Origin of the sequence: Winogradskyella sp. HaHa_3_26 (genome assembly GCF_019278425.1) — a bacterium.
In the GTDB taxonomy this organism is placed as follows: Bacteria; Bacteroidota; Bacteroidia; order Flavobacteriales; family Flavobacteriaceae; genus Winogradskyella; species Winogradskyella undariae.
This window is the reverse complement of sequence record NZ_CP058981.1, coordinates 2504693-2529747: the sequence shown is the minus strand read 5'-3', so window position 1 is coordinate 2529747 and position 25055 is coordinate 2504693. Positions and strand designations below refer to the sequence as shown.

The 25055-nt window shown below is 32.1% G+C and carries 22 protein-coding genes; 6 read left to right on the top strand and 16 right to left on the bottom strand.

Annotated elements, in window-relative coordinates; genetic code table 11:
* Positions 1-7: 7 nt before the first annotated feature.
* The 7 genes from H0I32_RS10800 to H0I32_RS10770 form a co-directional block, all read right to left on the bottom strand.
* Complete coding sequence (locus H0I32_RS10800; RefSeq protein WP_173586502.1) at positions 8-1057, bottom strand: NAD(P)/FAD-dependent oxidoreductase; 1050 nt, start codon at positions 1055-1057, stop codon at positions 8-10.
* Positions 1058-1060: 3 nt separating this feature from the next.
* Positions 1061-1639, bottom strand: a complete 579-nt coding sequence (locus H0I32_RS10795) for a bifunctional precorrin-2 dehydrogenase/sirohydrochlorin ferrochelatase (protein ID WP_179313371.1) — start codon at positions 1637-1639, stop codon at positions 1061-1063.
* 2 nt (positions 1640-1641) lie between these two features.
* Positions 1642-2409: a uroporphyrinogen-III C-methyltransferase gene (gene cobA / locus H0I32_RS10790; RefSeq protein WP_179313372.1), complete on the bottom strand. Its 768-nt coding sequence runs from the start codon at positions 2407-2409 to the stop codon at positions 1642-1644.
* Positions 2406-4508, bottom strand: coding sequence for a HEPN domain-containing protein (locus tag H0I32_RS10785; RefSeq protein ID WP_179313373.1), 2103 nt, complete (start codon positions 4506-4508; stop codon positions 2406-2408). The genes cobA and H0I32_RS10785 overlap by 4 nt, the downstream gene beginning before the upstream one ends.
* Positions 4509-4594: 86 nt before the next feature.
* On the bottom strand, positions 4595-5215 hold the full coding sequence (locus tag H0I32_RS10780; protein WP_179313374.1) for a phosphoadenosine phosphosulfate reductase family protein: 621 nt from the start codon (positions 5213-5215) through the stop codon (positions 4595-4597).
* Positions 5212-5472, bottom strand: a complete 261-nt coding sequence (locus H0I32_RS10775; protein WP_173586497.1) for a DUF2061 domain-containing protein — start codon at positions 5470-5472, stop codon at positions 5212-5214. The genes H0I32_RS10780 and H0I32_RS10775 overlap by 4 nt, the downstream gene beginning before the upstream one ends.
* Before the next feature lie 162 nt (positions 5473-5634).
* On the bottom strand, positions 5635-6060 hold the full coding sequence (locus H0I32_RS10770) for an RrF2 family transcriptional regulator (RefSeq protein ID WP_173586496.1): 426 nt from the start codon (positions 6058-6060) through the stop codon (positions 5635-5637).
* Between the two features lie 315 nt (positions 6061-6375).
* On the opposite strand from H0I32_RS10770, the gene metK reads away from it, so the two are divergent.
* Entirely contained in the window at positions 6376-7629 is a 1254-nt protein-coding gene (metK, locus tag H0I32_RS10765) for a methionine adenosyltransferase (RefSeq protein ID WP_179313375.1), read from the top strand.
* An 85-nt stretch (positions 7630-7714) separates the two neighbouring features.
* Here the strand turns inward: metK and H0I32_RS10760 are convergent, their stop codons facing one another.
* On the bottom strand, positions 7715-8650 hold the full coding sequence (locus H0I32_RS10760; protein WP_173586494.1) for a dihydrofolate reductase: 936 nt from the start codon (positions 8648-8650) through the stop codon (positions 7715-7717).
* Positions 8651-8941: 291 nt separating this feature from the next.
* On the opposite strand from H0I32_RS10760, the gene H0I32_RS10755 reads away from it, so the two are divergent.
* On the top strand, positions 8942-9241 hold the full coding sequence (locus H0I32_RS10755) for an isoamylase early set domain-containing protein (RefSeq protein ID WP_179313376.1): 300 nt from the start codon (positions 8942-8944) through the stop codon (positions 9239-9241).
* 56 nt (positions 9242-9297) lie between these two features.
* Here H0I32_RS10755 and H0I32_RS10750 read toward each other — a convergent pair whose 3' ends face one another.
* From H0I32_RS10750 to H0I32_RS10725, 6 genes are all read right to left on the bottom strand, one after another.
* A complete protein-coding gene (locus H0I32_RS10750; protein WP_173586492.1) occupies positions 9298-10143 on the bottom strand; it encodes an energy transducer TonB in 846 nt (281 codons plus the stop codon).
* Positions 10144-10152: 9 nt separating this feature from the next.
* Entirely contained in the window at positions 10153-10977 is an 825-nt protein-coding gene (locus H0I32_RS10745) for a thymidylate synthase (RefSeq protein WP_179313377.1), read from the bottom strand.
* Between the two features lie 166 nt (positions 10978-11143).
* Entirely contained in the window at positions 11144-12856 is a 1713-nt protein-coding gene (locus H0I32_RS10740; RefSeq protein WP_179313378.1) for a NupC/NupG family nucleoside CNT transporter, read from the bottom strand.
* 17 nt (positions 12857-12873) lie between these two features.
* Positions 12874-13491, bottom strand: a complete 618-nt coding sequence (locus H0I32_RS10735) for a bifunctional nuclease family protein (RefSeq protein ID WP_179313379.1) — start codon at positions 13489-13491, stop codon at positions 12874-12876.
* Between the two features lie 184 nt (positions 13492-13675).
* Complete coding sequence (locus H0I32_RS10730; protein WP_179313380.1) at positions 13676-14638, bottom strand: electron transfer flavoprotein subunit alpha/FixB family protein; 963 nt, start codon at positions 14636-14638, stop codon at positions 13676-13678.
* 110 nt (positions 14639-14748) lie between these two features.
* Complete coding sequence (locus tag H0I32_RS10725) at positions 14749-15495, bottom strand: electron transfer flavoprotein subunit beta/FixA family protein (protein ID WP_179313381.1); 747 nt, start codon at positions 15493-15495, stop codon at positions 14749-14751.
* Between the two features lie 672 nt (positions 15496-16167).
* Between H0I32_RS10725 and H0I32_RS10720 the strand changes: the two genes are divergently transcribed.
* Together H0I32_RS10720 and H0I32_RS10715 are read left to right on the top strand one after the other, a co-directional pair.
* Complete coding sequence (locus tag H0I32_RS10720; protein WP_173586486.1) at positions 16168-17145, top strand: pyruvate dehydrogenase complex E1 component subunit beta; 978 nt, start codon at positions 16168-16170, stop codon at positions 17143-17145.
* A gap of 88 nt (positions 17146-17233) precedes the next feature.
* Positions 17234-19744 (top strand): DUF5686 and carboxypeptidase-like regulatory domain-containing protein, encoded by a 2511-nt coding sequence (locus tag H0I32_RS10715; RefSeq protein WP_179313382.1) that lies wholly within the window; start codon positions 17234-17236, stop codon positions 19742-19744.
* Between the two features lie 59 nt (positions 19745-19803).
* On the opposite strand, the gene cysM is transcribed toward H0I32_RS10715, so the two are convergent.
* Together cysM and epsC are read right to left on the bottom strand one after the other, a co-directional pair.
* Positions 19804-20682: a cysteine synthase CysM gene (gene cysM, locus H0I32_RS10710; protein ID WP_173586484.1), complete on the bottom strand. Its 879-nt coding sequence runs from the start codon at positions 20680-20682 to the stop codon at positions 19804-19806.
* A gap of 1 nt (position 20683) precedes the next feature.
* Positions 20684-21472, bottom strand: a complete 789-nt coding sequence (gene epsC / locus H0I32_RS10705) for a serine O-acetyltransferase EpsC (protein WP_173586483.1) — start codon at positions 21470-21472, stop codon at positions 20684-20686.
* A 349-nt stretch (positions 21473-21821) separates the two neighbouring features.
* Here epsC and H0I32_RS10700 point away from each other — a divergent pair, with 349 nt between their 5' ends.
* Positions 21822-22352: an inorganic diphosphatase gene (locus H0I32_RS10700; RefSeq protein ID WP_173586482.1), complete on the top strand. Its 531-nt coding sequence runs from the start codon at positions 21822-21824 to the stop codon at positions 22350-22352.
* 153 nt (positions 22353-22505) lie between these two features.
* Positions 22506-24908 carry a sodium-translocating pyrophosphatase gene (locus tag H0I32_RS10695; RefSeq protein ID WP_173586481.1) on the top strand — a complete coding sequence of 801 codons (2403 nt, stop codon included), beginning with the start codon at positions 22506-22508 and terminating at the stop codon, positions 24906-24908.
* Positions 24909-25055 lie beyond the last annotated feature (147 nt).

Below are 25055 nucleotides of genomic sequence, written 5' to 3'. Positions count from 1 at the left end.
TATTAAATTACACTATTGCCTTTACTACTGCTTTTGGTGATTCTTTTCTTGTACCATCAAAGCCATTAATACCACTTACAGTTGTGTATTTTAAAACAAACTTTTTACCTGGATTTAATAGTTTATAAGCCGATTGACACATTAGTGTAGCTTCATGAAAACCACATAAAATTAATTTCAGTTTACCTTCGTATGTATTCACATCTCCAATAGCATAAATACCAGGGATATTGGTTTGGTAATCTAAAGTATCTACTTTTATAGCATTCTTTTCGATCTCTAATCCCCAATCTCCTATCGGTCCTAGTTTTGGAGATAACCCGAAAAGCGGAATAAAAGCATCTGCTTCTAAAATTTCAGTTTCACCATCTTTAGTCACAGATACACCTTCAATTTTAGTTTCGCCATGTAACGCTGTAATTTCAGCAGGTGTAATAATATTAATTTTGTTTAGAGATTTTAATTCTTGCGCTCGTTCTACAGAATCTAATGCCCCTCTAAATTCATTTCGTCTGTGAACAAGCGTTACCTCTGAAGCTACATCTGCTAAGAAAATACTCCAATCTAAAGCAGAATCTCCACCACCTGCAATCACCACTTTTTTATCGCGATACACTTCTGGATCTTTAATAAAGTAAGCTAAACCGTTGTCTTCATATTTATCAATACCATCTAACGGTGGTTTTCTAGGTTCAAAACTTCCTAAACCTCCTGCAATCGCAATTATAGGTGCATGGTGTTGTGTGCCTTTATTTGTAGTTACAATAAAACTCCCGTCTTCTAATTTCTCAATGGTTTCTGCTCGTTCTCCTAAGGTAAAACCAGGCTGAAATTGCTTGCCTTGTTCTAATAGATTAGATGTTAAATCGTCTGCTAATATTTCGGGGAACCCTGGAATATCGTAAATCGGTTTTTTGGGATATAATTCTGAGCATTGCCCACCAGCTTGAGGTAAAGCATCTATTAAATGACATTTCATTTTTAACAATCCTGCTTCAAATACTGTAAATAATCCTGTTGGCCCTGCGCCTATGATAAGTATATCTGTTTTAATCATAATCTATAATTTCTCTACTAAACCTTTAGTAAATTCATTTAATTTTTCGACTTTCTGTTCAAAGTCACCTTTTATTGTTTTTCTGTAAACATTGAGATTCTTCACTAAATCATCAATATTTTCAGGGATAACGTCTTCAAAAAACTGACGTAATCGCTTTGCTGTAGTTGGCGATTTTCCATTGGTAGAAATCGCAACTTTCACATTACCTTTAGTAACAATCCCTCCCATATAAAAATCGCAATATGGTGGATTATCAGCCACGTTGACTAATTTATCTTGTGCTCGGCAATCTCTATATATTTCGACATTAATTTCAGGAAGATCCGTTGTTGCAATAACAATGTGATGTCCTTTTAAGTAATCTATATTATAATTATCGGTAATTCTATTAACGTTACCTGTATCTGCTATTGCAATGGTTCCTTCTCTAAACATTGGTGAAACCATAGTCATATTTGCATCTGGACTCGACTTTAATAAAAAGGTCAATTTTTCTTCTGCAACGTAACCACCACCAACGATTAATACCTTAAGATTATTCGTTTTTAGAAAAATGGGATATAAATTATTTCTTTCCATTATTATGCGGATTTTTTATGCGCCAAATCAGCTTCAACATAAATATTTGAAAGATCTACACGCTGATTAACAACTTCACCTATAATGATAATGGCTGGATTAGATAATTGTTTTTCTTCTACAATAGCTTCGATCGTAGACATTTTACCAATCCCTACTTTTTCATTGACTCGCGTACCATTTTGAATAATTGCAATCGCTGTTTCTGACTTACCCTCTTTTGAAAAAATCTGAACAATTTCTGAAAGTTTACTCATTCCCATTAAAATAACAACTGTTGCTGTAGATTTTGCCGCTAAGGCAATATCACCTGAGATTTGATGCGATTTTGTGGTTCCTGTAATGACCCAAAAGCTTTCAGATGCATTTCGTTTTGTTAACGGAATACCTTGGTAAGCTGGTACTGCTGCAGATGAAGAAATACCGGGAACAACTGCTACTTCAATAGCATATGCTTTAGCATACTCTAATTCTTCTGCACCACGACCAAAAATAAATGGATCTCCACCTTTTAGACGTACTACATGTCCGCATCTTAAGGCGCGTTCTATGATTAACTCATTAATTTGACTTTGTTGATAGGCATAACAACCTTTGCGTTTACCTACAAAAATTAATTCTGCATTTGGCGAAGCGTACTCTAACAACTCGTTATTAACAAGTGCATCATACAAAATAACATCTGCTGATTTAATGGCTTTTATAGCTTTAACAGTAATTAAATCTACATCTCCAGGTCCTGCGCCTACTATGGTTAATTTAGGTGTCATAATCTTATTTTTTTTTTAGCAACCTGTACGTCTCTAAAAGCTCTTACACTTTTTAAAAATTGTTGTGCTGTATTTATATAATTGCTTGCAAAATCTTCCGTTGGTGGAACCGTTTTTATTTGATAAATTACATCTGAAAAAGAGGCTCCTAATTCAATTTTCTTTGTGTCTACAAAAAGTTCATCGAACTGTTTAATAATTCCGGCTTGTGAATTTGTTGTAACATTCTCTGAAAGTAAAATGGCTTTTGCCGAATTTACCATAGAGCGATACGCTTCGTAAATAGCACCTGAATACACTTTATTTTTATAGGCCGCTTGTGCTTCTTCAATCTTCTCATCACTTTCTAAAAACAATGTGGCAATTAAATCAATAACCACACCTGCACACTCACCAATTCCGATGGCTTTTACATATTCTTCTTCTGTTCCCCAATCAATAAAATCTTGTTGAGTAAGATTATCTACACTAGATAAATCTGTTAATAGTTGATAAAAATACTTTTCACCTTGCTCTTTATAGTAATCTACAAATAGTTTTCCTGCTGCATTTTCTTCAAAATCATTTAGAATTCTACGCAACGCTTCAGGTCCTCTTCGACTTGGAATCTTAACCACTTTATCTGCAAAATAAGCCTTACCATTTCCTAAATTACCGCCACCCAAAAGCACTTGTAATGCGGGTGCCACTAATTTATCTTTGGTTCTAATAGACATCCCTTGAAAACCTATATTTGCCATATTGTGTTGCCCACAAGCATTCATACAACCACTAATTTTAATGACTAAATCATTGTTTTCTAAATACTGTGGATATTCTGCTTTAATAACACGTTCTAATTCTTCCGCAATTCCTGTACTACTTGCAATACCTAGGTTACAAGTATCTGTACCAGGACACGCTGTAATATCTACGGCTTTGTTATAGCCCGCTTCTACAAAACCAAGCTTCTCTAATTCGGTATAGAAAAAAGGAAGAGCTTCTTCTTTTACAAAAGGAATTAAAATATTCTGGCGTAAGCTTAATCTAATTTCACCTGCCGCATATTGTTCTACCAAATCAGCTAATAATCTTGCTTTATCGGTATAAAAATCACCTAAAAGTACTTTAATACCAATCGCCACATAGCCGTCTTGTTTTTGAGGAATTACATTCGTAGACTTCCATAGTTTATAGGCTTTTTCATTTTTAATCGTAACTTTTGGAAAATTGACTTCAACTGGTTTTGAAGCCGTATAATTAGATTCATCAATTGTTACCGTTTTAAACTCTATAGCCGTTTGTTCTTCTTCAACTAGTACTTTAAAAGCCTCTACTCCAATATCTTTCAACAAGAATTTCATTCGGGCTTTGGCTCTACTTTTTCGTTCGCCATAGCGGTCAAAAACCCTAAGTACACCTTCCATTAAAGGAATAATTTTATCTGCGGGTAGAAATTCATAAAATAAATCGGCATGTCTTGGTTGTGATCCTAAACCACCAGCTAACATGACTTTAAAACCTTTAACACCGTTTTCAATTTTAGCAATAAAACCTAAATCGTGCATGTAAGACAAACCTGTATCTTCATCTGAAGCTGAAAATGACACCTTAAATTTTCGACCCATTTCTTGACAAATAGGGTTTCTTAAAAAGAATTTAAATAAAGCATCTGCATAAGGTGAAACATCAAAAGGTTCATTCATATCAATACCTGCCGTTTCACTAGCGGTAACATTTCTTACCGTATTTCCACAAGCTTCTCTAAGCGTAACATTATCGCGTTCTAATTCCGCCCAAAGTTCTGGGGTTCTGTTTAAATCCACATAGTGAATTTGAATATCTTGACGCGTAGTTATGTGCAATCGACTTCTAGAATATTCATCAGAAACCTCTGCAATACGACGCAACTGATGACTTAGAACTTTACCATAAGGCAATTTAATTCTAATCATCTGCACACCTTCTTGGCGTTGACCGTAAACGCCTCTGGCTAAACGTAGACTACGGAATTTTTCTTCATCAATCTTACCCTTATGAAAAAGCTCAATCTTATTAGCTAACTCAAGGATATCCTTCTGTACAACAGGATTTTCTAATTCGGTTCTAAAACTTTGCATAATTTAAACTATATTATTCCTATAGATTTGATAGGATAATGAAACGTATTTTTTAAGCTACTGATAGCCTTTATTTTAAAATTGTATTACTGAAAATGTATGCCACATTCTCTATTGAGAAGTGCCTTAATAGGATCGAAATAATCAGCATTTTTAGCTAATTCATTATCCTGTATATATTGATCTAAATCTTTATCGCTCCAATAATAAAAAGGACTCACTTTAAGGATTCCATCTTTACTATAGCTTAAAATATCTTTTTTATCTCTAAATTCTGTTTGTCTAATTCTAATATTTGTAAACCAGATATCAGGATTTTCTTCTTTTAACGCACGTCTAAAAGGTTCTAATTTTACGACTTCTGAAAATTCATCATGATTATCATCCTCTAAATTAGGAAGTCCAATAGTAGAATCAATTTCTGCTTTAGTCTGTAAACTTTTATATTTTCGAATATTAAGATCATACTCATCAATTAAATTTGCTGCATGCTCATAAGTTGAAGGCTGATTATATAAAGTATCACACCACACAACTCTAATATCATTATCTAATTGAGACATTGTGCTTAGTAAAACTGAAGAATAGATACCAAAACTAGTGGTTACAATTCTATTTTCAGATAGCTCTAAAGCCCATTCTGCTATTTCAATAGGTGATTTATCTTTTAACTTTTTATTCCAAACATCAATATCTATATCTATCATTTTCCCCATTTTATATTGTTCCAAGTGCGCTCATGAAAAAAATAAAGCACCATTTTGGTTATTAATTCTACACCTCCAATAGCAGCTGCTAATGCCAATGTTCCTGTAATTAAGTACGAAATAATTACAGTATCTATAGTACCAACAATTCTCCAACTGATAGTCTTTGCTATACTTCTCTTAATATTTTCTTGAGTTGAATGCAATTCTAATTTCTCTTTTTCTAAACTAGAATCAGCTTGTAATACACGATTCATAATATGTTTTTAATTCACAATCTTTTACCCTATCGACTTACTAGAGTATGCAAACATAAATATTATTTTTGAAACTAAAAGTTAAATCTTTCGAAAAAAGAACAAACAGAACTTATAGCACACTAATTAACAGCATCATATAAAAACAATATTGAGCATTATTTATAAAGTTACATGAGTATCGGATAGATCTGCTAAAGTTGTATTGCGGAATATTTCAAGAGTATTATCGCGAACTTTAAGCATTATTTTGTTAACCGCACAAGTTGCTTCATCAGGACAATCAGCACATTTTTCATAAAAATTTAAACTTACACAAGGCACCATAGCAATAGGACCTTCAAGTAAGCGCATCACTGTAGTCATAGGAATTTCTTTTGGATCTCTTAAAAGATAATAGCCACCGCCTTTACCCTTTTTAGATCCTAACATTCCATTTTTTCGTAAGGTTAATAAGATACTTTCAAGAAATTTTTGAGAGATATTTTCAGTTTTAGAAATTGTAGAAATCTGCACGGGCTTACGATCTTCTTGTCTAGCCAAATGCACTAACGCCTTAATTCCGTATTTTGTTTTCTTTGAAAGCATAGTGTAAATCTAAGGATTTTTTAATCATCAAAAAAAACTAAAGAACTCACAATTAATAATTTTAAGATTTTCTTTAGACTATAAGATTTTTTGTGTTGATATTAATACGTACTTTTGCCGAGAATTATAAGAGGAAAAATTTGTCTGATTGCAACCTCTAGTGCTGAAACCATTTCAGTACCTGTTCATTAAGAACAGATTCTGAATTAAATTCAGAATAAAAAATGCTAAAGCAGTAAGTTTTCTACTTCTCTAGCGACCTTGTAATCGAAAAGTTTTTCTATAACTGAATTATTATTCTAAATAATAGAATTTATGCCATATTTATTTACTTCTGAAAGTGTTTCGGAAGGACACCCAGACAAAGTAGCGGACCAAATAAGCGATGCTCTAATAGACAATTTTTTAGCCTTTGATAAGGAAGCTAAAGTAGCATGTGAAACTTTAGTCACGACAGGTCAGGTTGTACTTGCGGGTGAAGTAAAGTCTAATACATATCTCGATGTGCAAAAAATAGCAAGAGACACTATAAACAAAATAGGCTATACAAAAAGTGCTTATATGTTTGATGGAAATTCTTGTGGTGTTTTATCTGCAATCCACGAACAATCTGAAGAAATTAGCCAAGGTGTTGTTAGAGCATCAAAAGAAGAGCAAGGTGCAGGTGACCAAGGAATGATGTTTGGTTATGCAACTAATGAAACCGAAAATTTTATGCCTTTAGCATTGGATTTATCGCACCGAATTTTAAAAGAATTAGCTGAATTACGTCGTGAAAATAAAGATATCACGTACTTAAGACCAGATTCTAAAAGTCAGGTTACTATTGAGTATAGTGATGATAATGTACCACAACGTATAGATGCTATTGTTGTTTCTACACAACATGATGATTTTGATGCTGATGAAGCTATGTTAGCTAAAATTAGAAAAGATATCATTGAGATATTAATCCCTAGAGTCATTGCTAAATTACCAGAACATATTCAAGAATTGTTTAATGATGATATTACTTATCACATTAATCCAACAGGTAAATTTGTAATTGGAGGACCTCATGGTGATACAGGATTAACAGGTCGTAAGATTATTGTTGATACTTACGGAGGAAAAGGTGCACATGGTGGTGGTGCTTTCTCTGGTAAAGATCCAAGTAAAGTAGATAGAAGTGCTGCATATGCAACAAGACATATTGCTAAAAATTTAGTTGCTGCTGGTTTGTGTGATCAAATTTTAGTACAAGTATCTTATGCAATTGGGGTTGCTGAACCAATGGGTATATTTATTGATACTTATGGAACTTGTCATTTTAATTTAACAGATGGTGAGATTGCTAAAACAGTTCAAACACTTTTTGACATGAAACCAGCTGCTATAGAAGCACGTTTAAAACTACGTCAGCCAATGTATAGTGAAACTGCTGCATACGGTCATATGGGAAGAAAAAACGAAACCGTGAGTAAAACTTTTTACTTACCGAATGCTGATTCTAAAACTTTAGAAGTAGAGTTATTTACTTGGGAAAAATTAGATTATGTTGATAAAGTAAAAGAAGCTTTCAATATTTAATAAAACTTAAATATTACAAATAATAAAAACACCCTAACTTTTTTAGTTAGGGTGTTTTTAGTTTTAATTAATATCGAATAGATTTCTAAGTCATTTTTAAATATGTAATAAATGAAAAAGAATACTTATGCTTATCATCTGCTTCATGAGTTGTTCTACTTACTTCCCTCCATCTAGTTTCGTCTATTTTAGGGAAAAATGTATCTGCATTTTCAAAAGTTGCATGTACTCTAGTTATTTCTAATTTATCTACAAAAGGTAAAGCTTGCTTATAAATTTCACCGCCACCAATTACAAAAGGTTGTTTATCAAATCTAGCAGCATCAATAGCATCATTTAATGAATTTACAACTATAACACCTGCAGGTACTTTATAATCTTTCTGTCTTGTTATTACAACATGCGTTCTATTAGGCAAAGGTTTAGGAAAGCTCTCAAAAGTCTTACGCCCCATAATAATATAATGACCATTAGTAATCGATTTAAAATGTTTTAAATCATCGCTTAAATGCCAAATTAAATCATTGTCTTTCCCTATTGCATTGTCTTCACCTTCTGCTACAATTATGGTTAACTCAGATGTTCTTTTTTTTTTTATAACTTGAGGTGTTTCTTTTGTTTCATTAGATACCTCAGGAATTACCTTCTTAGTATCTTCTTTAATAAGATTCTGCTTTAATTTATCAATACGCACTTCTTGCAGGTTTACTAATTTTTCTAGCTGATGCTTCTCCCAATCTTTACCCATAAATTTATGAGTAATAAATACACTTACAAAGTGATAGATAAATAAGAATAACCAAGCTAATATGGCATAAACAAACCAATCAATGCCAGCGATAGTAAAATCTTTTTTAATCCCTAAAACTGTATTAGCTATAATTAAAAAAACTGCACCTATTAAAAAAATAACAAAATGAATATAAAGACGTTTCTTTTGCTTGATACGCTTCTGAGCGTTTTCAATCAACTCTAATTGATCTTTATCTATTGTAGAAACTTGTTTTTTGCTGCCAAACATAATTGTGATTTAATAAGATAAAGATACTTTTTTTTTGATAATATGTTTATATGATTTATATCCTTTTGATTTTATTTAGAAATCTATAATACAATACTGAAAATCAAAATAATAAGACAAATGATTATTACTAAGATTCTAAAATACACAACTAAATTTTACATAGTTAAAGATAAAATGGTTACAAAATTAATAAATCAATAAATGATTGTTTTTTAGACAATTAAATGTATTTCTATAATACAATCTTTCATCTTTTTGTTTTATATTTAATTGTTCAAACTTATTATTATGGCAATCAAAAAACAATTTTTAAAAACTAAGCCTGTTTGTAAAGTAACCTTTACGATTACTGCAAAAGAAGCTAAAAATGTAGCTGTAGTAGGAAACTTTAACGAGTGGAATACCGAAGCAAATCAATTAAAGAAATTAAAAAATGGCTCTTTTAAAGGGACTGTAGATCTGGCAAGTGATAATTCTTATGAATTTAGGTATCTTGTAGATGGAGAATCTTACATTAATGATGAGGAAGCTGATGAGTTTGCTTGGAATGAGTTTGCTGGTGCTGAAAATGGCATTATTAAATTATAAGACCTTTATCATAAAACAAAAAAGCATCTCTATAATTTAGAGATGCTTTTTTTTGTTTACTCAGTTACGCTAAAAACAATAGGCAAAGAGTAAGGAACTTTTACTGGTTTCTTTTTAAAATAACCTGGTCTCTTTAACTTAGGTATTTTGTTTATTACACGAATAGCTTCTGCTTCTAAATCGGGGTGTGGTCCTCTTGCTCTTATATCTGAAACCTTTCCTTTTTTATTGACATTAAATGTTACGTAAATACGTTTTAGCCCTTCAGAAAGACCTAATTTACTTGCTAGATTTATATTAAAATTATTTGAAATTAATTTATAGATCTCACTATTCATACATTTTAAAAGATCTTTATTATTTAATTTTCTATCACATCCTTTATAAACTGGTGCTTTTTCTATTATTGAAAATGGAATTATCTTTGGTTCATAGCCTACTAAAGGCATAATTGAATCTTTAGTTCTATCTAGAAAATAACCAAATATGCTACTTATATTTATTGCTACACCTTTATTATAGGTATCCAAAACGGGTTTCACCCTAGGAATTGAATCCAATAAGCCTTCATAACTCTGTTTAGATTCCGTGTTAGGATTTGTTACTAAGGAGTAATCTTTTACTATAACTCCAAATTCATCATAAAGAATATTTATAGGTACTGCAATTGTATCTCTTTTAGCTAAATAAAAAATAGAATCTTTAAAAAATTTATGATTCAATTGTTTTCCTATAAGTTCCTGAAGATTTATCTCATAGCATTTTTCTTTGTCTTCAGCTGTATCGCAACCATCAAAAATAACATAAGGTCTATTATAAACATTTTTAATAGGATCTGTTTGTGCCCAACTAAACTGCATTAATATTAAAAATATAATCGTAAATAATTCTGATAACTTCATAAATCAAATTTAAACAGCCACTTTACCCTTAATATGTGGATGAGGATTATAACCTTCAAGCGTAAAATCTTCAAATTTAAAATCGAAAATATTTTTTACCTCTGGATTTAAAATCATTTTTGGTAAAGGTCTAAGCTCTCTAGAGAGTTGTAATTCTAACTGCTCTTTGTGATTATTATAAATATGAGCATCTCCAAATGTATGAATAAAGTCTCCTGCTTCATAACCACAAACCTGTGCCATCATCATAGTGAACAATGCATAAGACGCAATATTAAACGGCACACCTAAAAATGTATCAGCACTACGCTGATAGAGTTGACAAGATAATTTACCATCAGCAACATAAAATTGAAAAAACGCATGACACGGCGGTAATGCTGCTTTTCCGTTAGCTACATTCTCTGAAAATGATTTTGAAGTATCTGGTAATACTGAAGGATTCCATGCTGAAACCAACATTCTTCTACTATTAGGATTATTCTTTAGAGTTTGAATAACTTCTTTAATCTGGTCAATATCTTCACTTGCCCAATTACGCCATTGATGACCATAAACAGGTCCCAAATCACCATTTTCATCAGCCCAATCGTTCCATATTTTTACTCCGTTCTCAGTAAGGTAATCAATATTAGTATCGCCTTTTAAGAACCAAAGTAATTCATAAATAATAGACTTTAAATGCAATTTCTTGGTTGTAACCATTGGAAAACCTTCACTTAAATCGAAGCGCATTTGATAACCAAATACACTTTTTGTACCTGTACCTGTACGATCTCCTTTTTCGTTTCCTTCAGCTAAAATATGTTTTACTAAGTCGTGATATTGTTTCATAAAATTTCCTGCAAAAACAGGAATCTCTTTTAATTAAACTTAAATTTAGGAATATATGCTGATTAATTTATCAGCAAGACTTGAAGCGAAAATAAAGAAAAAAAGCATCAAATGTAATATCTGATGCTTTAAGTATTTTTATAATCTAAAATTTATTCTTGTTGAATTACCCAATAATCATACCTGCAATAGTCGCAGAAATTAAAGAAGCTATAGTTCCTCCTATTAAAGCTTTCATTCCAAATTTAGATAACTGTGTACGTTGCCCTGGTGCTAAAGAACCTATTCCACCTATTTGAATTCCTATTGAAGCAAAATTAGCAAAACCACAAAGCATATAAGTTGCCATAATAATTGACTTCTCATATGTAAGATGTGTCGCATTCGCCACATTCTTTAAATCCGCTAATTGTATATAGCCTATAAATTCACTTGCAGCTAATTTTATTCCTAATAACTGTCCCATTAACGCCATATCTTCAGAAGCCACACCAATTAACCACATTAAAGGTGCAAATAAATAACCCAATATAAACTCTAAGGATAAACTTTCGTAAGGTGTGTTTGTTGCAATAATTTCATTAAGCGATGTAAAACTCCAATCAATATTTAAAGCAGCAATCTTAAAACCATCAAATCCAGCTACCCCCCCTAAAATTCCATTTATCATAGCAATAAAAGCTACAAAAACTAAGAGCATTGCTCCTACATTAACAGCTAATTTTAATCCCTCTGTAGTTCCGTTAGCTATAGCTTCTAAAATATTAGAACCAATTTTTTCTTGAGAAACTTCAACTTCAGTATTAATATCTTCAGTTTGCGGAAATAATATTTTTGAAATTACAATAGCTCCTGGTGCTGCCATAACGGAAGCCGCTAACAAATGTTTTGCATAAAACAATTGTAAAGCTTCATCTTCTCCTCCTAAAAATCCAATGTAAGCGGCCAAAACAGCACCTGCAACAGTTGCCATACCACCTATCATTACGAGAAGAATCTCTGATTTATTCATTTTTTCTAAATACGCCTTAATAAGCAATGGCGCTTCGGTTTGACCTAAGAAAATATTACCAGCCACACTTAAACTTTCTGCACCAGAAATACCTAAAAATTTAGATAGTAACCACCCCATACCTTTTACAACTTTCTGAATCAATCCTAAATAGAATAAAACAGAGGTTAAGGCAGAAAAGAATATAATTGTTGGTAATACTTGGAAAGCGAAAATGAATCCGAAAGACTTAATATCTAGCATCCCTCCAAATAAAAACTCACTTCCTGCTTGTGTAAATCCTAGAATTGCAATAAATCCTTGTCCCACAACCTCGAAAGCGGTTTTAATAAAGTCTATTTTTAAAACACCAATGGCGATAACAAGTTGAAAAAGTAAGCCTATTCCAACCGTTTTCCAATTAATTGCTTTACGGTTGCTACTGAATAGAAAAGCGATAAAGATTAAAGAAACCATACCTAAAAGACCTCTCCATAAGCTTGTAAATGAAAACCCTTGATTTGGTATAATTTCTGTAAAAGTACCTTCTTGCTCTACAGTAATTTCTTCTGGTTTTGAAACCAAGTTGAAACTCATCTTCCTCCCTTTTAAAATCAAGGTAGAATCTGTTAGTTCTGTAATTTTATATCTTTTAATTGAATTAAGAGAATCATTATGATACAGTACCAATAAATCATTTTGAAACATGTAATTTCCATCAAGCGAATTATCGGTATCAGAAGAAAAATTGAATTCACCGTTTTGAAAATCTAAAGTATTGTAAATACTTTCAGAAGCATTTAGCTCCCATGTTTTTTCAAGTTCTTGTGCTGTTATTGATGAAAATCCAAGAAATATAGCAAAAATTGCCTTGAAAAAATAATTCATAAATAATAAGTATTTAGTTAGCGTTTAGAAATTTCATCTCTAATTTTGGCAGCCATTTCGTAATCCTCATTATTTACGGCTTCTTCTAAGAGAGTATTAAGATCTGAAAGAGATTTATTTTGATAACCACCTTGCTCTTCTGAAGAAGATTCAATTTCTTCAACAATAAGCTCATCCATTAGAATACTGTCTTGATCTTCTTCATCTTCCTTTTTAGGGTTGACTTTAAGATAGATACCTGCTTTATCTAAAATATTTTTGTAAGTAAAAATTGGAGATTGAAAACGTAAAGCCAAAGCGATAGCATCGCTAGTTCTGGCATCGATAATTTCTTCGATCTTATCGCGTTCGCAAATTAGGCTAGAGTAGAAAACGCCATCAACCAACTTATGGATAATGACTTGTTTAACCGTAATATCGAATCTGTCTGCAAAGTTTTTAAATAAATCGTGAGTAAGGGGACGCGGAGGTCGGATTTCCTTTTCTAAAGCAATAGCAATAGATTGCGCTTCAAAAGCACCTATAACTATTGGCAATTTTCGGTCACCATCTACCTCATTAAGTATTAAAGCGTAGGCACCATTTTGGGTTTGACTATACGATATGCCTTTGATATTTAAACGAACTAAACTCATAATTTATAAAACACAAAGAACTGTTTAAATTTGGACTTTACCAACTGCTTTAAGCAGATTTGATGAATTTCTCTGTTACTTCTGATAAAAAACGGATACAAAAGTAAGGTCTAAATTTAAACAGTCCTTATTAATATCTTTTAATTCTCACACATAAAATGCTGAATATTAAAAGGTCATAAAATTATGCATTTGCAGCTTTAAAAACTTTTAATTTTTCAATTAATTTAGGAACAACCTCAAATGCATCTCCAACAATTCCGTAATCAGCTGCCTTAAAGAAAGGTGCTTCTGGATCTGTATTAATTACCACTTTTACTTTTGAAGAGTTAATACCTGCTAAATGTTGAATTGCACCAGAAATCCCAATAGCAATATATAAGTTTGAAGCTACAGGTTTTCCTGTTTGCCCAACGTGTTCACTATGTGGTCTCCATCCTAAATCTGAAACCGGTTTAGAACATGCCGTTGCAGCTCCTAAAACCTCAGCTAATTCTTCAATCATTCCCCAGTTTTCTGGACCTTTAAGTCCTCTTCCTCCCGAAACAACAATTTCTGCATCAGCAATACTCACTTTATCTGTCGCTTTGTCTACCGACTCAACTGTAATCCCAGAATCTGGTATTGCAGGAGAAAAATCTTCAACAGATGCACTTCCTCCAGTTTCAACTAACCCGAATGAATTATTAGATAAACCAACAATTTTCACATCAGTATTGATTTCTGTGTTAGCAAATGCTTTATTTGTAAAAGCTGAACGCTTCACTGTAAAAGGAAAAACGCCAGAAGGAGCTTCTATAACATTAGAAACATAACCGGCTTCTAAAGCGACTGCTAACATAGGTGCTAGATATTTGCTATCAGCACTAGAGCTTAAAACAACAACTTTAGCATCTTCATTTTTAGCAGCACTCTCAACAATTGCTGTATATTTTTTAACATTAAAAGCTTTTAACGATTCATCTTTAATTAAAAGAACTTTAGAGGCTCCGTAATTACCTAATGCTTCTGTATTATCTGCATTTACAGCTATAGCAGTAACCGATGTTCCCATTTGGTCTGCAATAGCTTTTGCATATGAAACGACTTCTAAAGCCGCTTTTTTAAATTTTCCGTTTTCGGACTCTGTATATACTAGAATTGACATAAAATTTGATTTTTGTCATTCTTGCCAAAGCAAGAATCTATTTTGTTATTATTAATTTTTAAAATAGCATTCGTTAAATACTTAACCAATGCTGGTAGTGCAACTATAGATTAAATTACTTTAGCTTCGTTATGAAGTAAGTTTACCAACTCATCTATATTATCTGCATCTACTAATATCACTTCACTTTTAGCTATAGGCTTAATAAAACTTACAGCTTTAGTTTCTGCACTAACATCAATTGGTTCTACAACCGTTAATGGTTTTTTACGCGCCATCATAATCCCTCTCATATTAGGAATACGAAGATCACTTTCTTCAACCAAACCTTTTTGACCTCCTATAACTAAAGGTAACATTGTACTTACTGTTTCTTTTCCGCCATCAATTTCTCTAACCGCTTTTGCATTAGTTCCGTCAATTTCTAAACTGATACAATTACTCACAAAATTTGCATCGATTATTGCTGCTAACATTCCAGGAACCATAGCTCCGTTATAATCAATAGATTCTCTACCTGCTATAACTAAATCATAACCTCCGTCTTGAGCTACTTTTGCTAATTGTTTCGCTACAGCAAAACCATCAGTAGCTTCTGTATTAACTCTAATTGCAGAATCTGCTCCAATAGCTAAAGCTTTTCTTAATGTAGGTTCCGTTTCTGGACCACCAACATTAACAACATCTACACTTGCTCCTTGTTTTTCTTTAAACCACATAGCACGTGTTAAACCAAACTCATCATTAGGGTTAATTACAAATTGAACCCCTCTAGTATCAAATCTACTATCTCCTTCTGTGAAATTAATCTTTGATGTTGTATCAGGTACATGACTAATACATACTAATATCTTCATATAAAATAATTTTATTTTAAACGTCTTTTTCTCGATTACGAATATAAAAATAATAATTCGGATTTTTACTATGCGCGCATAATAAAATTTTCATAAAATCATTTTCAACTCAATAAAATGTTAAATTAATAAAAATTTAAGATTTTATTGTTAATTACATAGACTAAGATCCTAATAAAAGAATTTCAGTGTATAATCCCCTAGCATTTTAAGAACAAATAAAATCATTCTCAAAATCTAGAATACCTTCAAAATCTAATAAGTTAAGATAAACAATAGTTATATTAAAGACTAGTATATTAATAATAATGTTTCAAACAAAGTTTGTAAAAAGAAATAATATGATCAATAACCCTCAAAAAAAAATAAAAATATTGATCTGAAAGGTCCAAAATATTCACATATCAGGATTTTTGAGTCAATGTAAAAATATTTTTCAATATATAATTAGCAATTTGGCCACTTTACCCCAAAATAAACTTTGCTTAATAATAAAAAAACAAGACTATAAACATCTAATATGTAAACTATTACGCTTTTAACACTCTCTTTATTATACAGCTATAAAACAATCACAATTCTAAAATGAAAATAAATTCATTTTTCACTCTACTTTTAATGGTATTTTATATCCATAATTATTATTTTTGCTAGACGTTTAAAAATAGAAAAATGAAGACAATTCAATTTAGAGAAGCAATTTGCGAAGCCATGAGCGAAGAAATGCGCAGAGATGAGAGTGTTTATCTTATGGGCGAAGAAGTAGCAGAATATAATGGTGCTTATAAAGCATCAAAAGGAATGTTAGACGAGTTTGGTGCAAAACGTGTAATTGATACACCAATTGCAGAGCTTGGTTTTGCAGGTATAGCAATCGGATCTACAATGACAGGTAATCGTCCTATTGTAGAATACATGACGTTTAACTTCTCTCTAGTTGGTATTGACCAAATTATAAATAATGCAGCAAAAATCAGACAAATGTCTGGTGGACAATTTAACTGTCCTATCGTATTTAGAGGCCCAACAGCTTCTGCTGGTCAATTAGGAGCAACACACTCACAAGCTTTAGAAAATTGGTTCGCAAACACACCAGGTTTAAAAGTAATAGTACCTTCTAATCCTTATGACGCAAAAGGTTTATTAAAATCTGCTATTAGAGATAATGATCCTGTTATCTTTATGGAAAGTGAACAAATGTATGGTGATAAAGGAGAAGTGCCAGAAGGAGAATACACTTTACCTATTGGTGTTGCTGAAATTAAACGTGAAGGTACTGATGTAACTATCGTATCTTTTGGTAAAATTATCAAAGAAGCTTACAAAGCTGCAGACGAATTAGCTAAAGAAGGTATTTCTTGTGAAATTATAGATTTACGTACAGTACGTCCATTAGACAAAGAAGCTGTTTTAAAGTCTGTTAAGAAAACAAATCGTCTTGTTATTTTAGAAGAAGCTTGGCCTTTTGGAAATGTTTCGACAGAAATTACATATATTGTGCAATCTGAAGCTTTTGATTACTTAGATGCTCCAATTGTAAAAATAAATACAGCAGATACACCTGCGCCTTATTCACCTGTATTATTAGCAGAATGGTTACCTAACAGTGACAGTGTTGTTAAAGCAGTAAAAAAGGTTATGTACAAATAAATTGCAGTTTTCTGCGTTTAATAAACTTCATTGGCGACCCTCAAGCTTAATTTAGCATGGTTGTTGATGAAGTTTATTTTTTTTTAATATGAAATTAAAACTATTTATATCTTTTTTCGTTTTTGGATTTTTATCTGCATTGGCACAGACCAAAGTAAGCGGTCACGTCTACGATGAAAACAACTCACCTATCCCTTTTGCTAATGTTTTATTTTCTGGCTCAACAGAAGGTACAATTACAAATGAAGATGGTAAATTCTATTTAGAATCTGAAGATAACTGGAATACTTTAACTGTTTCATTCGTTGGTTTTGAAGTCCTAGAAATCCCACTAACTAAACGTGTTAATTACGACTTAAGTTTTATACTTAAAGAAGAAACATCTACACTAGACGAAGTACTTATTGTTACTGGAAAACAATCTAAAAAAGCCTCTGAAAATCCTGCCATTAGAATTCTAAAAAAGATTTGGGAACGTAAAAGAAAAAATGGGTTAAACCAATTTAATCAATATGAATACGACCAATACGAAAAAGTAGAATTTGACCTAAACACAATTGACAGCGCTCTGATAAAAAGTAAACTTTTTAAAGGAATGGAATTTGTATTTGAAGAAGTTGATACTTCTAATGTTACAGGAAAAACCTATTTACCTATATTTCTAAATGAATCTGTAAAGAAAATATCAGGAGATAATAATCTTAATAAAAATCACGAAGAATTAATTGGTAATAAAAACTCTGGTTTTAGTAACAATCAAATGATTATTGATTTTATAGACGATTTATATTCAGAATACAACGTTTATGATAATTACCTAAAGTTCTTCGACAAAAGTTTTGTTAGCCCTTTGAGTAGAACAGGCATTCAAACTTACAACTACGTTTTATCTGATAGCGCGTACATAGGAGATAAATGGTGTTATAATATTATTTATTACCCAAGACGAAAAAATGAATTAACCTTTAAAGGTGATTTTTGGGTTAACGACTCTACTTATGCTATAAAAGAAATTAATCTTCAAGCTTCAAAAAGCGCAAATATAAACTGGGTTAAAGAAATTTATATTGAACAAGAATTTGAAGTTTTAAACGATTCTGTATTTCTAATTAAACGCGACTATTTTCTTTCAGACTTCTCTGTGAATAAAAAAGAAGAATCTAGAGGTCTATATGGAAAACGAACCACCATTTATGATAATTATAAGTTTAACCAACCCAAAGACCCAAAGTCTTACGACAAGGTTGTATATAATTATGATGAAGATGTATATAACCGAGAAGATGATTTTTGGCAAACCAATAGACTTGAAGCTTTAAGCAAAGACGAAAAAGGTGTTTATAAAATGTTGGACACCCTAAAAACCGTTAAGAAATTTAAACGTTTATACAACCTTGGTAGCATCCTTGCTTCAGGTTATGTTGAATTTACTAGTGCGAACTTAGATTACGGTCCTATTTTTTCAACATTTGGTTATAATGAGGTTGAAGGCGTTAGATTAAGAGGAGGAGGAAGAACTTATTTTGGACCAAACGATTTATGGAGAATCGAAGGCTTTTTAGCATACGGTTTTAAAGATGATAAGTTTAAATATGGTGTTTCTGGTAAATGGTTATTAGACAAACGTAGTAGACTTACCGTATTTGGAGGTAACCGAAGAGATGTAGAACAAATAGGAGCTAGCTTAACAAGCTCTTCAGATGTTTTAGGTCGTAGTTTAGCTTCTTCTGCTGTAATTGGTACTGGGACTAATGACAAGCTCTCAAATATTAATCTTACAAATTTTGGAGCCTCAATAGAACCTCTGCGTAATTTTGAAGTCCGTGTAGATGGTAGCTTTAGAACTTTAAGTTCTGCTTCACAAACATTTAGTTTGGATTACAACGACCCTGAATCTTCTACTGGAATAGCTACCGAAGTTAATCAATTTGAAACCCGATTTTCTTTAGGTTATTTCCCTAAACGTCAAATGACTGGTTTTGGTGTAGAACGTCAAAATAAAAATGATGATTTTGCAAGACTATTTACTCAAGTGAGCTATGGTAATCAAGATTGGTTTAATAGTGATTTTGATTATACTAAATTACAGTTTTCTTATATACAGCCTTGGCAAGTAGGTGGATTTGGAAGATTAGTAACCTCTGTAGAATTGGGTAAAACTTTTGGAGAAGTACCTCTTGGATTGCTAAGTATTGTTCCTGGTAACCAATCGTATTTTTCAATATACAATACGTTTACACAATTAGATTATTACGAATTTGTTACCGATACTTATAGTTCTGTACATTTAGAGCACAATTTTAACGGACGTATTTTCTCTCGTATTCCGTTCTTAAAGAAATATAACTTAAGAGCTATTTTAGGCTTAAGAGGAGTTTGGGGAGAGCTTTCTGATGAAAACATTGCTTTAAACAGCACAGGTAATCCAATGGAAATTCCATTAGTTTCACCAAATACACGTATGTATTACGAATATAGCTTTGGTGTTGCTAATATTTTTAAAATATTAAGATTAGACTTCAACTTTAGAGGTAACTATTTAGACCGACCAGACGCAAGAGCTTTTGGTGTTACTGGTAGTTTTGGCTTTTATTTTTAACAAAAAAACGATTTACAATTAAGTAAATCGTTTTTTTTTTGCATAATACTTTTAATGGCTTATTCAAATAAGTCTGAAGACAAATAGCGATCTCCACGGTCGCAAATAATACAAACTACAATTCCGCTTTCTAATTCATTAACCAATTTTAAAGCTGCAGCTGTAGCTCCTCCACTACTCATCCCTGCTAATATACCTTCTTCTTTAGCTAATCTTCTAGTCATTTGCATAGCTTCATCTTTACTGACTTCTATGGTTTGATCTACTTTTGAGGCATCAAATATTTTAGGCAAATATTCTAAAGGCCATTTTCTAATACCTGGTATTTTTGAACCTTCTGTTGGTTGCACTCCTACTATTTTTATTTCTGAATTTTGTTCTTTCAAATAAGTTGAAGTCCCCATTATAGTTCCTGTTGTACCCATAGAAGATACAAAATGAGTTATAGTTCCTTCAGTATCTCTCCATATTTCAGGACCTGTTGTTTTATAATGCGCTTTCCAATTGTCATCATTAGCAAACTGATTAAATGAAAAATAACCTTCCTTTTCAACTTTATTAGCCGCATAATCTCTAGCACCTTCAATTCCATTGGGATCTAAAGTAACAGTAGCTCCATAAGCACGCATCGTTTGCACACGCTCTTTTGTTGCTGTTTCAGGCATAACAAGTTCTATATTCAACTTAAAAAGACTAGCAATCATCGCTAGAGCAATCCCTGTATTACCACTTGTAGCTTCAATTAATTTTGAAGATCTATCAATTTTATTTGAATCAAGAGCACTTTTAATCATATTGTAAGCTGCTCTATCTTTAACACTACCTCCAGGGTTATTTCCTTCAAGTTTAAAATACAAACTAACATTAGGATTCGTATTTAAAGCTATTGACTTAACAATCGGTGTATTTCCTATTTGATCTATTAAGGTCTTATTCATGTTATTTCTTTGTTTTTGAAAAAATTTCAACCTGATGATTATGTGTTACAATAGAATTCTCAGGAACAGATTCTGTTAACCAAGTATTACCACCAATCACACTATTTTCACCAATAACGGTATCACCACCTAAAATGGTTGCATTAGCATAGATAGTAACATTTTGTTTAATTGTGGGATGACGTTTTGTGTCTTGATATTCTTTTTTCACCGTTAAAGCTCCCAAAGTAACCCCTTGGTATACCTTAACATTATTATAAATTTCTGTTGTTTCACCAATAACCACTCCCGTACCGTGATCTATAAAAAATGAAGCACCTATGTCGGCTCCTGGATGTATGTCTATACCCGTAATTGAATGTGCATATTCTGTCATTAACCTAGGGATTAAGGGTAAATTCAGTTTATAAAACACTCTCGCCATTCTATAAATTGAAATTGCAAAAAAGCCTGGATAAGCAAGGTATATTTCTTCAATTGATTGTGATGCCGGATCATTATTAAATATAGCTTCTGCATCCTTCTTTAAACTAGAATATAAATCAGGAATTTTGTCTTTAAAATCACCCCAAAGTTTACAAGGCAAATCTTTAATTTCAGGACATGCATTATTTCTAATTGTAATAAACAAAGATTCTAATTCTATTAATGCTTCTTCGGCATTAGTATCACAATCATAAAAGGCCTTAAAAAGTAGTTTTGTAAAGCGTTGTGAGTCCTCTTTTAAAGTCATAGAAACTTTAATTGTTTCTTTATGCTGATTGATGACTTTTATTAAATCCGAATTCATACTTAAATAGCTATTTTTAGTTAAATACAATTTGAATCATCATATTGTACACCATAGGTAAAACGAAATTAGTGAAACTATTTCAACAAGAAAAGCACACTATAGTTAATTAGGATATTAACATAATGAGCAATTAAATTAGTTTCAACTTAACGTTATTTATTTCTTAAGTCGACATTTTTATACAAACCTAAATCATAAAAGAAAAAAACATTAAATTTTCACTTAAGTAAACTCAAATAAATTAATTGTCTAACTCGTACAATATATTATCTTTGTTATACTTTTGTTTAATTAAGAATATAATAAGAGTTCTATGCATAATAGAATTCTAAATCCAATATAAAACATGTCAGAATTAGAAGAAGATTTAACTTTCGATGTATTAATTGAAATACCTAAAGGAAGCCGTAATAAATATGAATACGATTTTACTTTACACAAAATTAGGTTTGACCGTATGCTTTTTTCATCTATGATGTATCCTGGTGATTATGGTTTTATACCTGAAACATTAGCCTTAGATAGTGACCCTTTAGATGTCTTGGTTTTAGGTCACCAACCAACATACCCAATGGTTGTTATGGAAGTTAGACCTATTGGTGTTTTCCATATGACTGATGAAAAAGGCCCAGATGAAAAAATTATTTGTGTACCAGTTTCAGATCCAATTTGGAGCAATAACAGGGACATTAGTGATTTAAACCCACATAGATTAAAAGAAATTGAGCACTTTTTCCGTGTATACAAAGACTTAGAAAAAAAGAAAGTTGATGTAGGTGGTTGGGGAGATGCTGTAGAAGCTGTTAAAATTTATCATGAATGTATAGAACGTTATGATGAAAGCGAACATAAAAAGAAACGCACTTTCACAATTTAATCTAAGATCCTAAATTTAGGAATTCAGATTATATCATCATTTAAATATAAAAAAAGCAATATCAAGCAATTGATATTGCTTTTTTCGTAAAAAATATTTTCATTTTCATTATATTTACTATGCTAAAAATTAATTAATACTAAATAATTTAACATGGGATCAATGATGATTTATATGCCAATTACTTTGGCTATTATAGGTTTAATTTACATGCTTGTAAAAAAAACCTGGGTAATGAAACAAGATGCAGGAGATGGTAAAATGAAAGAAATTTCAGATCACATCTACGAAGGTGCATTAGCGTTCTTAAATGCTGAGTACAAATTACTCGCTGTATTTGTTTTAATAGTCTCTATACTATTAGCAATCGTTTCTTTTATAGTACCAACAACACATTGGTTAATTATAGTTGCTTTTATTTTCGGTGCTGTATTCTCTGCTTTCGCGGGAAACATAGGAATGAAGATTGCCACAAAAACAAATGTAAGAACAACACAAGCTGCACGTACAAGCTTACCAAATGCGCTTAAAATCTCTTTTGGAGGAGGAACTGTTATGGGACTTGGTGTTGCAGGTTTAGCCGTACTTGGTTTAACTGCTTTCTTTATTTTCTTCTTCTGGTTTTTTATGGGAAGTGAATGGACAAACACTATGGACATGACTATTGTGTTAGAAACCTTAGCTGGATTCTCTTTAGGAGCTGAATCCATTGCTTTATTTGCAAGAGTTGGTGGTGGAATTTATACTAAAGCAGCCGATGTAGGAGCCGATTTAGTTGGTAAAGTTGAAGCAGGAATCCCTGAAGATGATCCTCGTAATCCTGCAACTATAGCAGATAATGTGGGTGACAATGTGGGAGATGTCGCTGGTATGGGTGCTGATTTATTTGGCTCTTACGTTGCAACGGTTTTAGCTGCAATGGTTCTTGGTAATTACATTATTAAAGATATGGGAGGATCAATTTCTGATGCTTTTGGAGGTATTGGACCAATTCTATTACCAATGTCTATTGCAGGTGTCGGAATCATTATTTCTATCATTGGAACTATGCTAGTGAAAATAAAAAATAATGATGCTAAAGAAGACCAAGTTATGGGTGCTTTAAATATTGGTAACTGGACCTCAATAGTTTTAGTTGCAATTTCTAGTTTTGTCTTAGTAAATTGGATGTTACCAGAAACAATGCAAATGCATTTCTTTGGTGAAGGCTTAGTTGAAATATCTGCAATGCGTGTGTTCTATGCTACACTAGTTGGTTTAGTTGTAGGTGCCGTTATTTCTTCAGTTACTGAATATTATACAGGATTAGGGAAAAATCCAATTTTAAAAATAGTACATCAATCATCTACTGGAGCAGGGACAAATATTATAGCAGGTTTGGCAACTGGTATGATTTCTACATTTCCTTCTGTATTATTATTTGCCGCTGCCATATGGGCATCATACGAGTTTGCTGGTTTTTATGGAGTAGCACTAGCTGCTTCTGCAATGATGGCAACAACCGCTATGCAATTAGCCATTGATGCTTTTGGACCAATATCTGATAATGCAGGTGGTATTGCAGAAATGAGTGAACAAGAACCTATTGTAAGAGAACGAACTGATATTTTAGACACAGTTGGTAATACAACAGCAGCAACAGGAAAAGGTTTTGCTATCGCTTCTGCTGCACTAACATCATTAGCTTTATTTGCGGCTTATGTAACGTTTACAGGTATCGATGGAATTAACATCTTTAAAGCACCTGTACTATCCATGTTATTTGTTGGAGGAATGGTGCCGGTAGTATTCTCTGCCCTAGCAATGAACGCTGTTGGTAAAGCTGCAATGGAAATGGTACATGAAGTCCGTCGTCAGTTTAGAGACATTCCAGGAATTATGGAAGGAACAGGAAAACCTGAATATGATAAATGTGTTGCTATCTCAACAAAAGCATCTTTAAAAGAAATGATGCTACCTGGATTATTAACTATTGGATTCCCTTTAGTCATTGCTTTTGTTCCTATGCTTTTTGGTATGAATACATTATTAATAGCAGAAATGTTAGGAGGTTATATGGCAGGTGTTACAGTATCTGGTGTGCTTTGGGCTATTTTCCAAAACAATGCTGGTGGAGCTTGGGATAATGCTAAAAAATCTTTTGAAGCAGGTGTAGAAATTAATGGAGAAATGACTTTTAAAGGTTCTGAAGCACATAAAGCGGCAGTAACAGGAGATACGGTTGGAGATCCTTTTAAAGACACTTCTGGTCCGTCAATGAATATTTTAATTAAGCTAACTTGTTTAATTGGTTTAGTAATTGCTCCTATACTAGGTGGTCATAGCGAAGAAAGTGCTTTAGGTCTAACAAGTAATGAAGTTGAAGTTATGAGATCTATAACTGTAGAAACAAATGATGATGGCACAATAAATGAAAATGCTTCTGCAAAAGTAACAACGACTTACAAGGAAAATGGGCAAACCGTTATTCTTGAAAAATCTTTTGAAGGCACTTTAGAAAAAGTAACAAAAGACGCTAGTGCCTATGCTAAAGCACAAAAGAAAAACAAAAAATAATAATTTTATTTCTTGTTATAAAACCTTAAAAGCAATATCAATTATTTGATATTGCTTTTTTATGATTTAGATTTCATTCAGAACTAGAATAAAGCACTAAAAAAAGCTTCAAATTCTTATTGTAGAAGATGAAGCTTTTTTATTTTA

Bases quoted from the DNA above. Each gene is read 5' to 3' on its own strand.
- H0I32_RS10740 (WP_179313378.1), bottom strand. From the start codon at position 12,856: ATGAATTATTTTTTCAAGGCAATTTTTGCTATATTTCTTGGATTTTCA.
- H0I32_RS10760 (WP_173586494.1), bottom strand. From the start codon at position 8,650: ATGTTTGGCAGCAAAAAACAAGTTTCTACAATAGATAAAGATCAATTA.
- H0I32_RS10720 (WP_173586486.1), top strand. From the start codon at position 16,168: ATGAAGACAATTCAATTTAGAGAAGCAATTTGCGAAGCCATGAGCGAA.
- H0I32_RS10715 (WP_179313382.1), top strand. From the start codon at position 17,234: ATGAAATTAAAACTATTTATATCTTTTTTCGTTTTTGGATTTTTATCT.
- H0I32_RS10795 (WP_179313371.1), bottom strand. From the start codon at position 1,639: ATGGAAAGAAATAATTTATATCCCATTTTTCTAAAAACGAATAATCTT.
- cobA (WP_179313372.1), bottom strand. From the start codon at position 2,409: ATGACACCTAAATTAACCATAGTAGGCGCAGGACCTGGAGATGTAGAT.
- H0I32_RS10800 (WP_173586502.1), bottom strand. From the start codon at position 1,057: ATGATTAAAACAGATATACTTATCATAGGCGCAGGGCCAACAGGATTA.
- H0I32_RS10775 (WP_173586497.1), bottom strand. From the start codon at position 5,472: ATGAATCGTGTATTACAAGCTGATTCTAGTTTAGAAAAAGAGAAATTA.
- H0I32_RS10730 (WP_179313380.1), bottom strand. From the start codon at position 14,638: ATGTCAATTCTAGTATATACAGAGTCCGAAAACGGAAAATTTAAAAAA.
- H0I32_RS10785 (WP_179313373.1), bottom strand. From the start codon at position 4,508: ATGCAAAGTTTTAGAACCGAATTAGAAAATCCTGTTGTACAGAAGGAT.
- epsC (WP_173586483.1), bottom strand. From the start codon at position 21,472: ATGAATTCGGATTTAATAAAAGTCATCAATCAGCATAAAGAAACAATT.
- H0I32_RS10750 (WP_173586492.1), bottom strand. From the start codon at position 10,143: ATGAAGTTATCAGAATTATTTACGATTATATTTTTAATATTAATGCAG.
- metK (WP_179313375.1), top strand. From the start codon at position 6,376: ATGCCATATTTATTTACTTCTGAAAGTGTTTCGGAAGGACACCCAGAC.
- H0I32_RS10700 (WP_173586482.1), top strand. From the start codon at position 21,822: ATGTCAGAATTAGAAGAAGATTTAACTTTCGATGTATTAATTGAAATA.
- H0I32_RS10725 (WP_179313381.1), bottom strand. From the start codon at position 15,495: ATGAAGATATTAGTATGTATTAGTCATGTACCTGATACAACATCAAAG.
- cysM (WP_173586484.1), bottom strand. From the start codon at position 20,682: ATGAATAAGACCTTAATAGATCAAATAGGAAATACACCGATTGTTAAG.
- H0I32_RS10755 (WP_179313376.1), top strand. From the start codon at position 8,942: ATGGCAATCAAAAAACAATTTTTAAAAACTAAGCCTGTTTGTAAAGTA.
- H0I32_RS10695 (WP_173586481.1), top strand. From the start codon at position 22,506: ATGGGATCAATGATGATTTATATGCCAATTACTTTGGCTATTATAGGT.
- H0I32_RS10770 (WP_173586496.1), bottom strand. From the start codon at position 6,060: ATGCTTTCAAAGAAAACAAAATACGGAATTAAGGCGTTAGTGCATTTG.
- H0I32_RS10780 (WP_179313374.1), bottom strand. From the start codon at position 5,215: ATGATAGATATAGATATTGATGTTTGGAATAAAAAGTTAAAAGATAAA.
- H0I32_RS10745 (WP_179313377.1), bottom strand. From the start codon at position 10,977: ATGAAACAATATCACGACTTAGTAAAACATATTTTAGCTGAAGGAAAC.
- H0I32_RS10735 (WP_179313379.1), bottom strand. From the start codon at position 13,491: ATGAGTTTAGTTCGTTTAAATATCAAAGGCATATCGTATAGTCAAACC.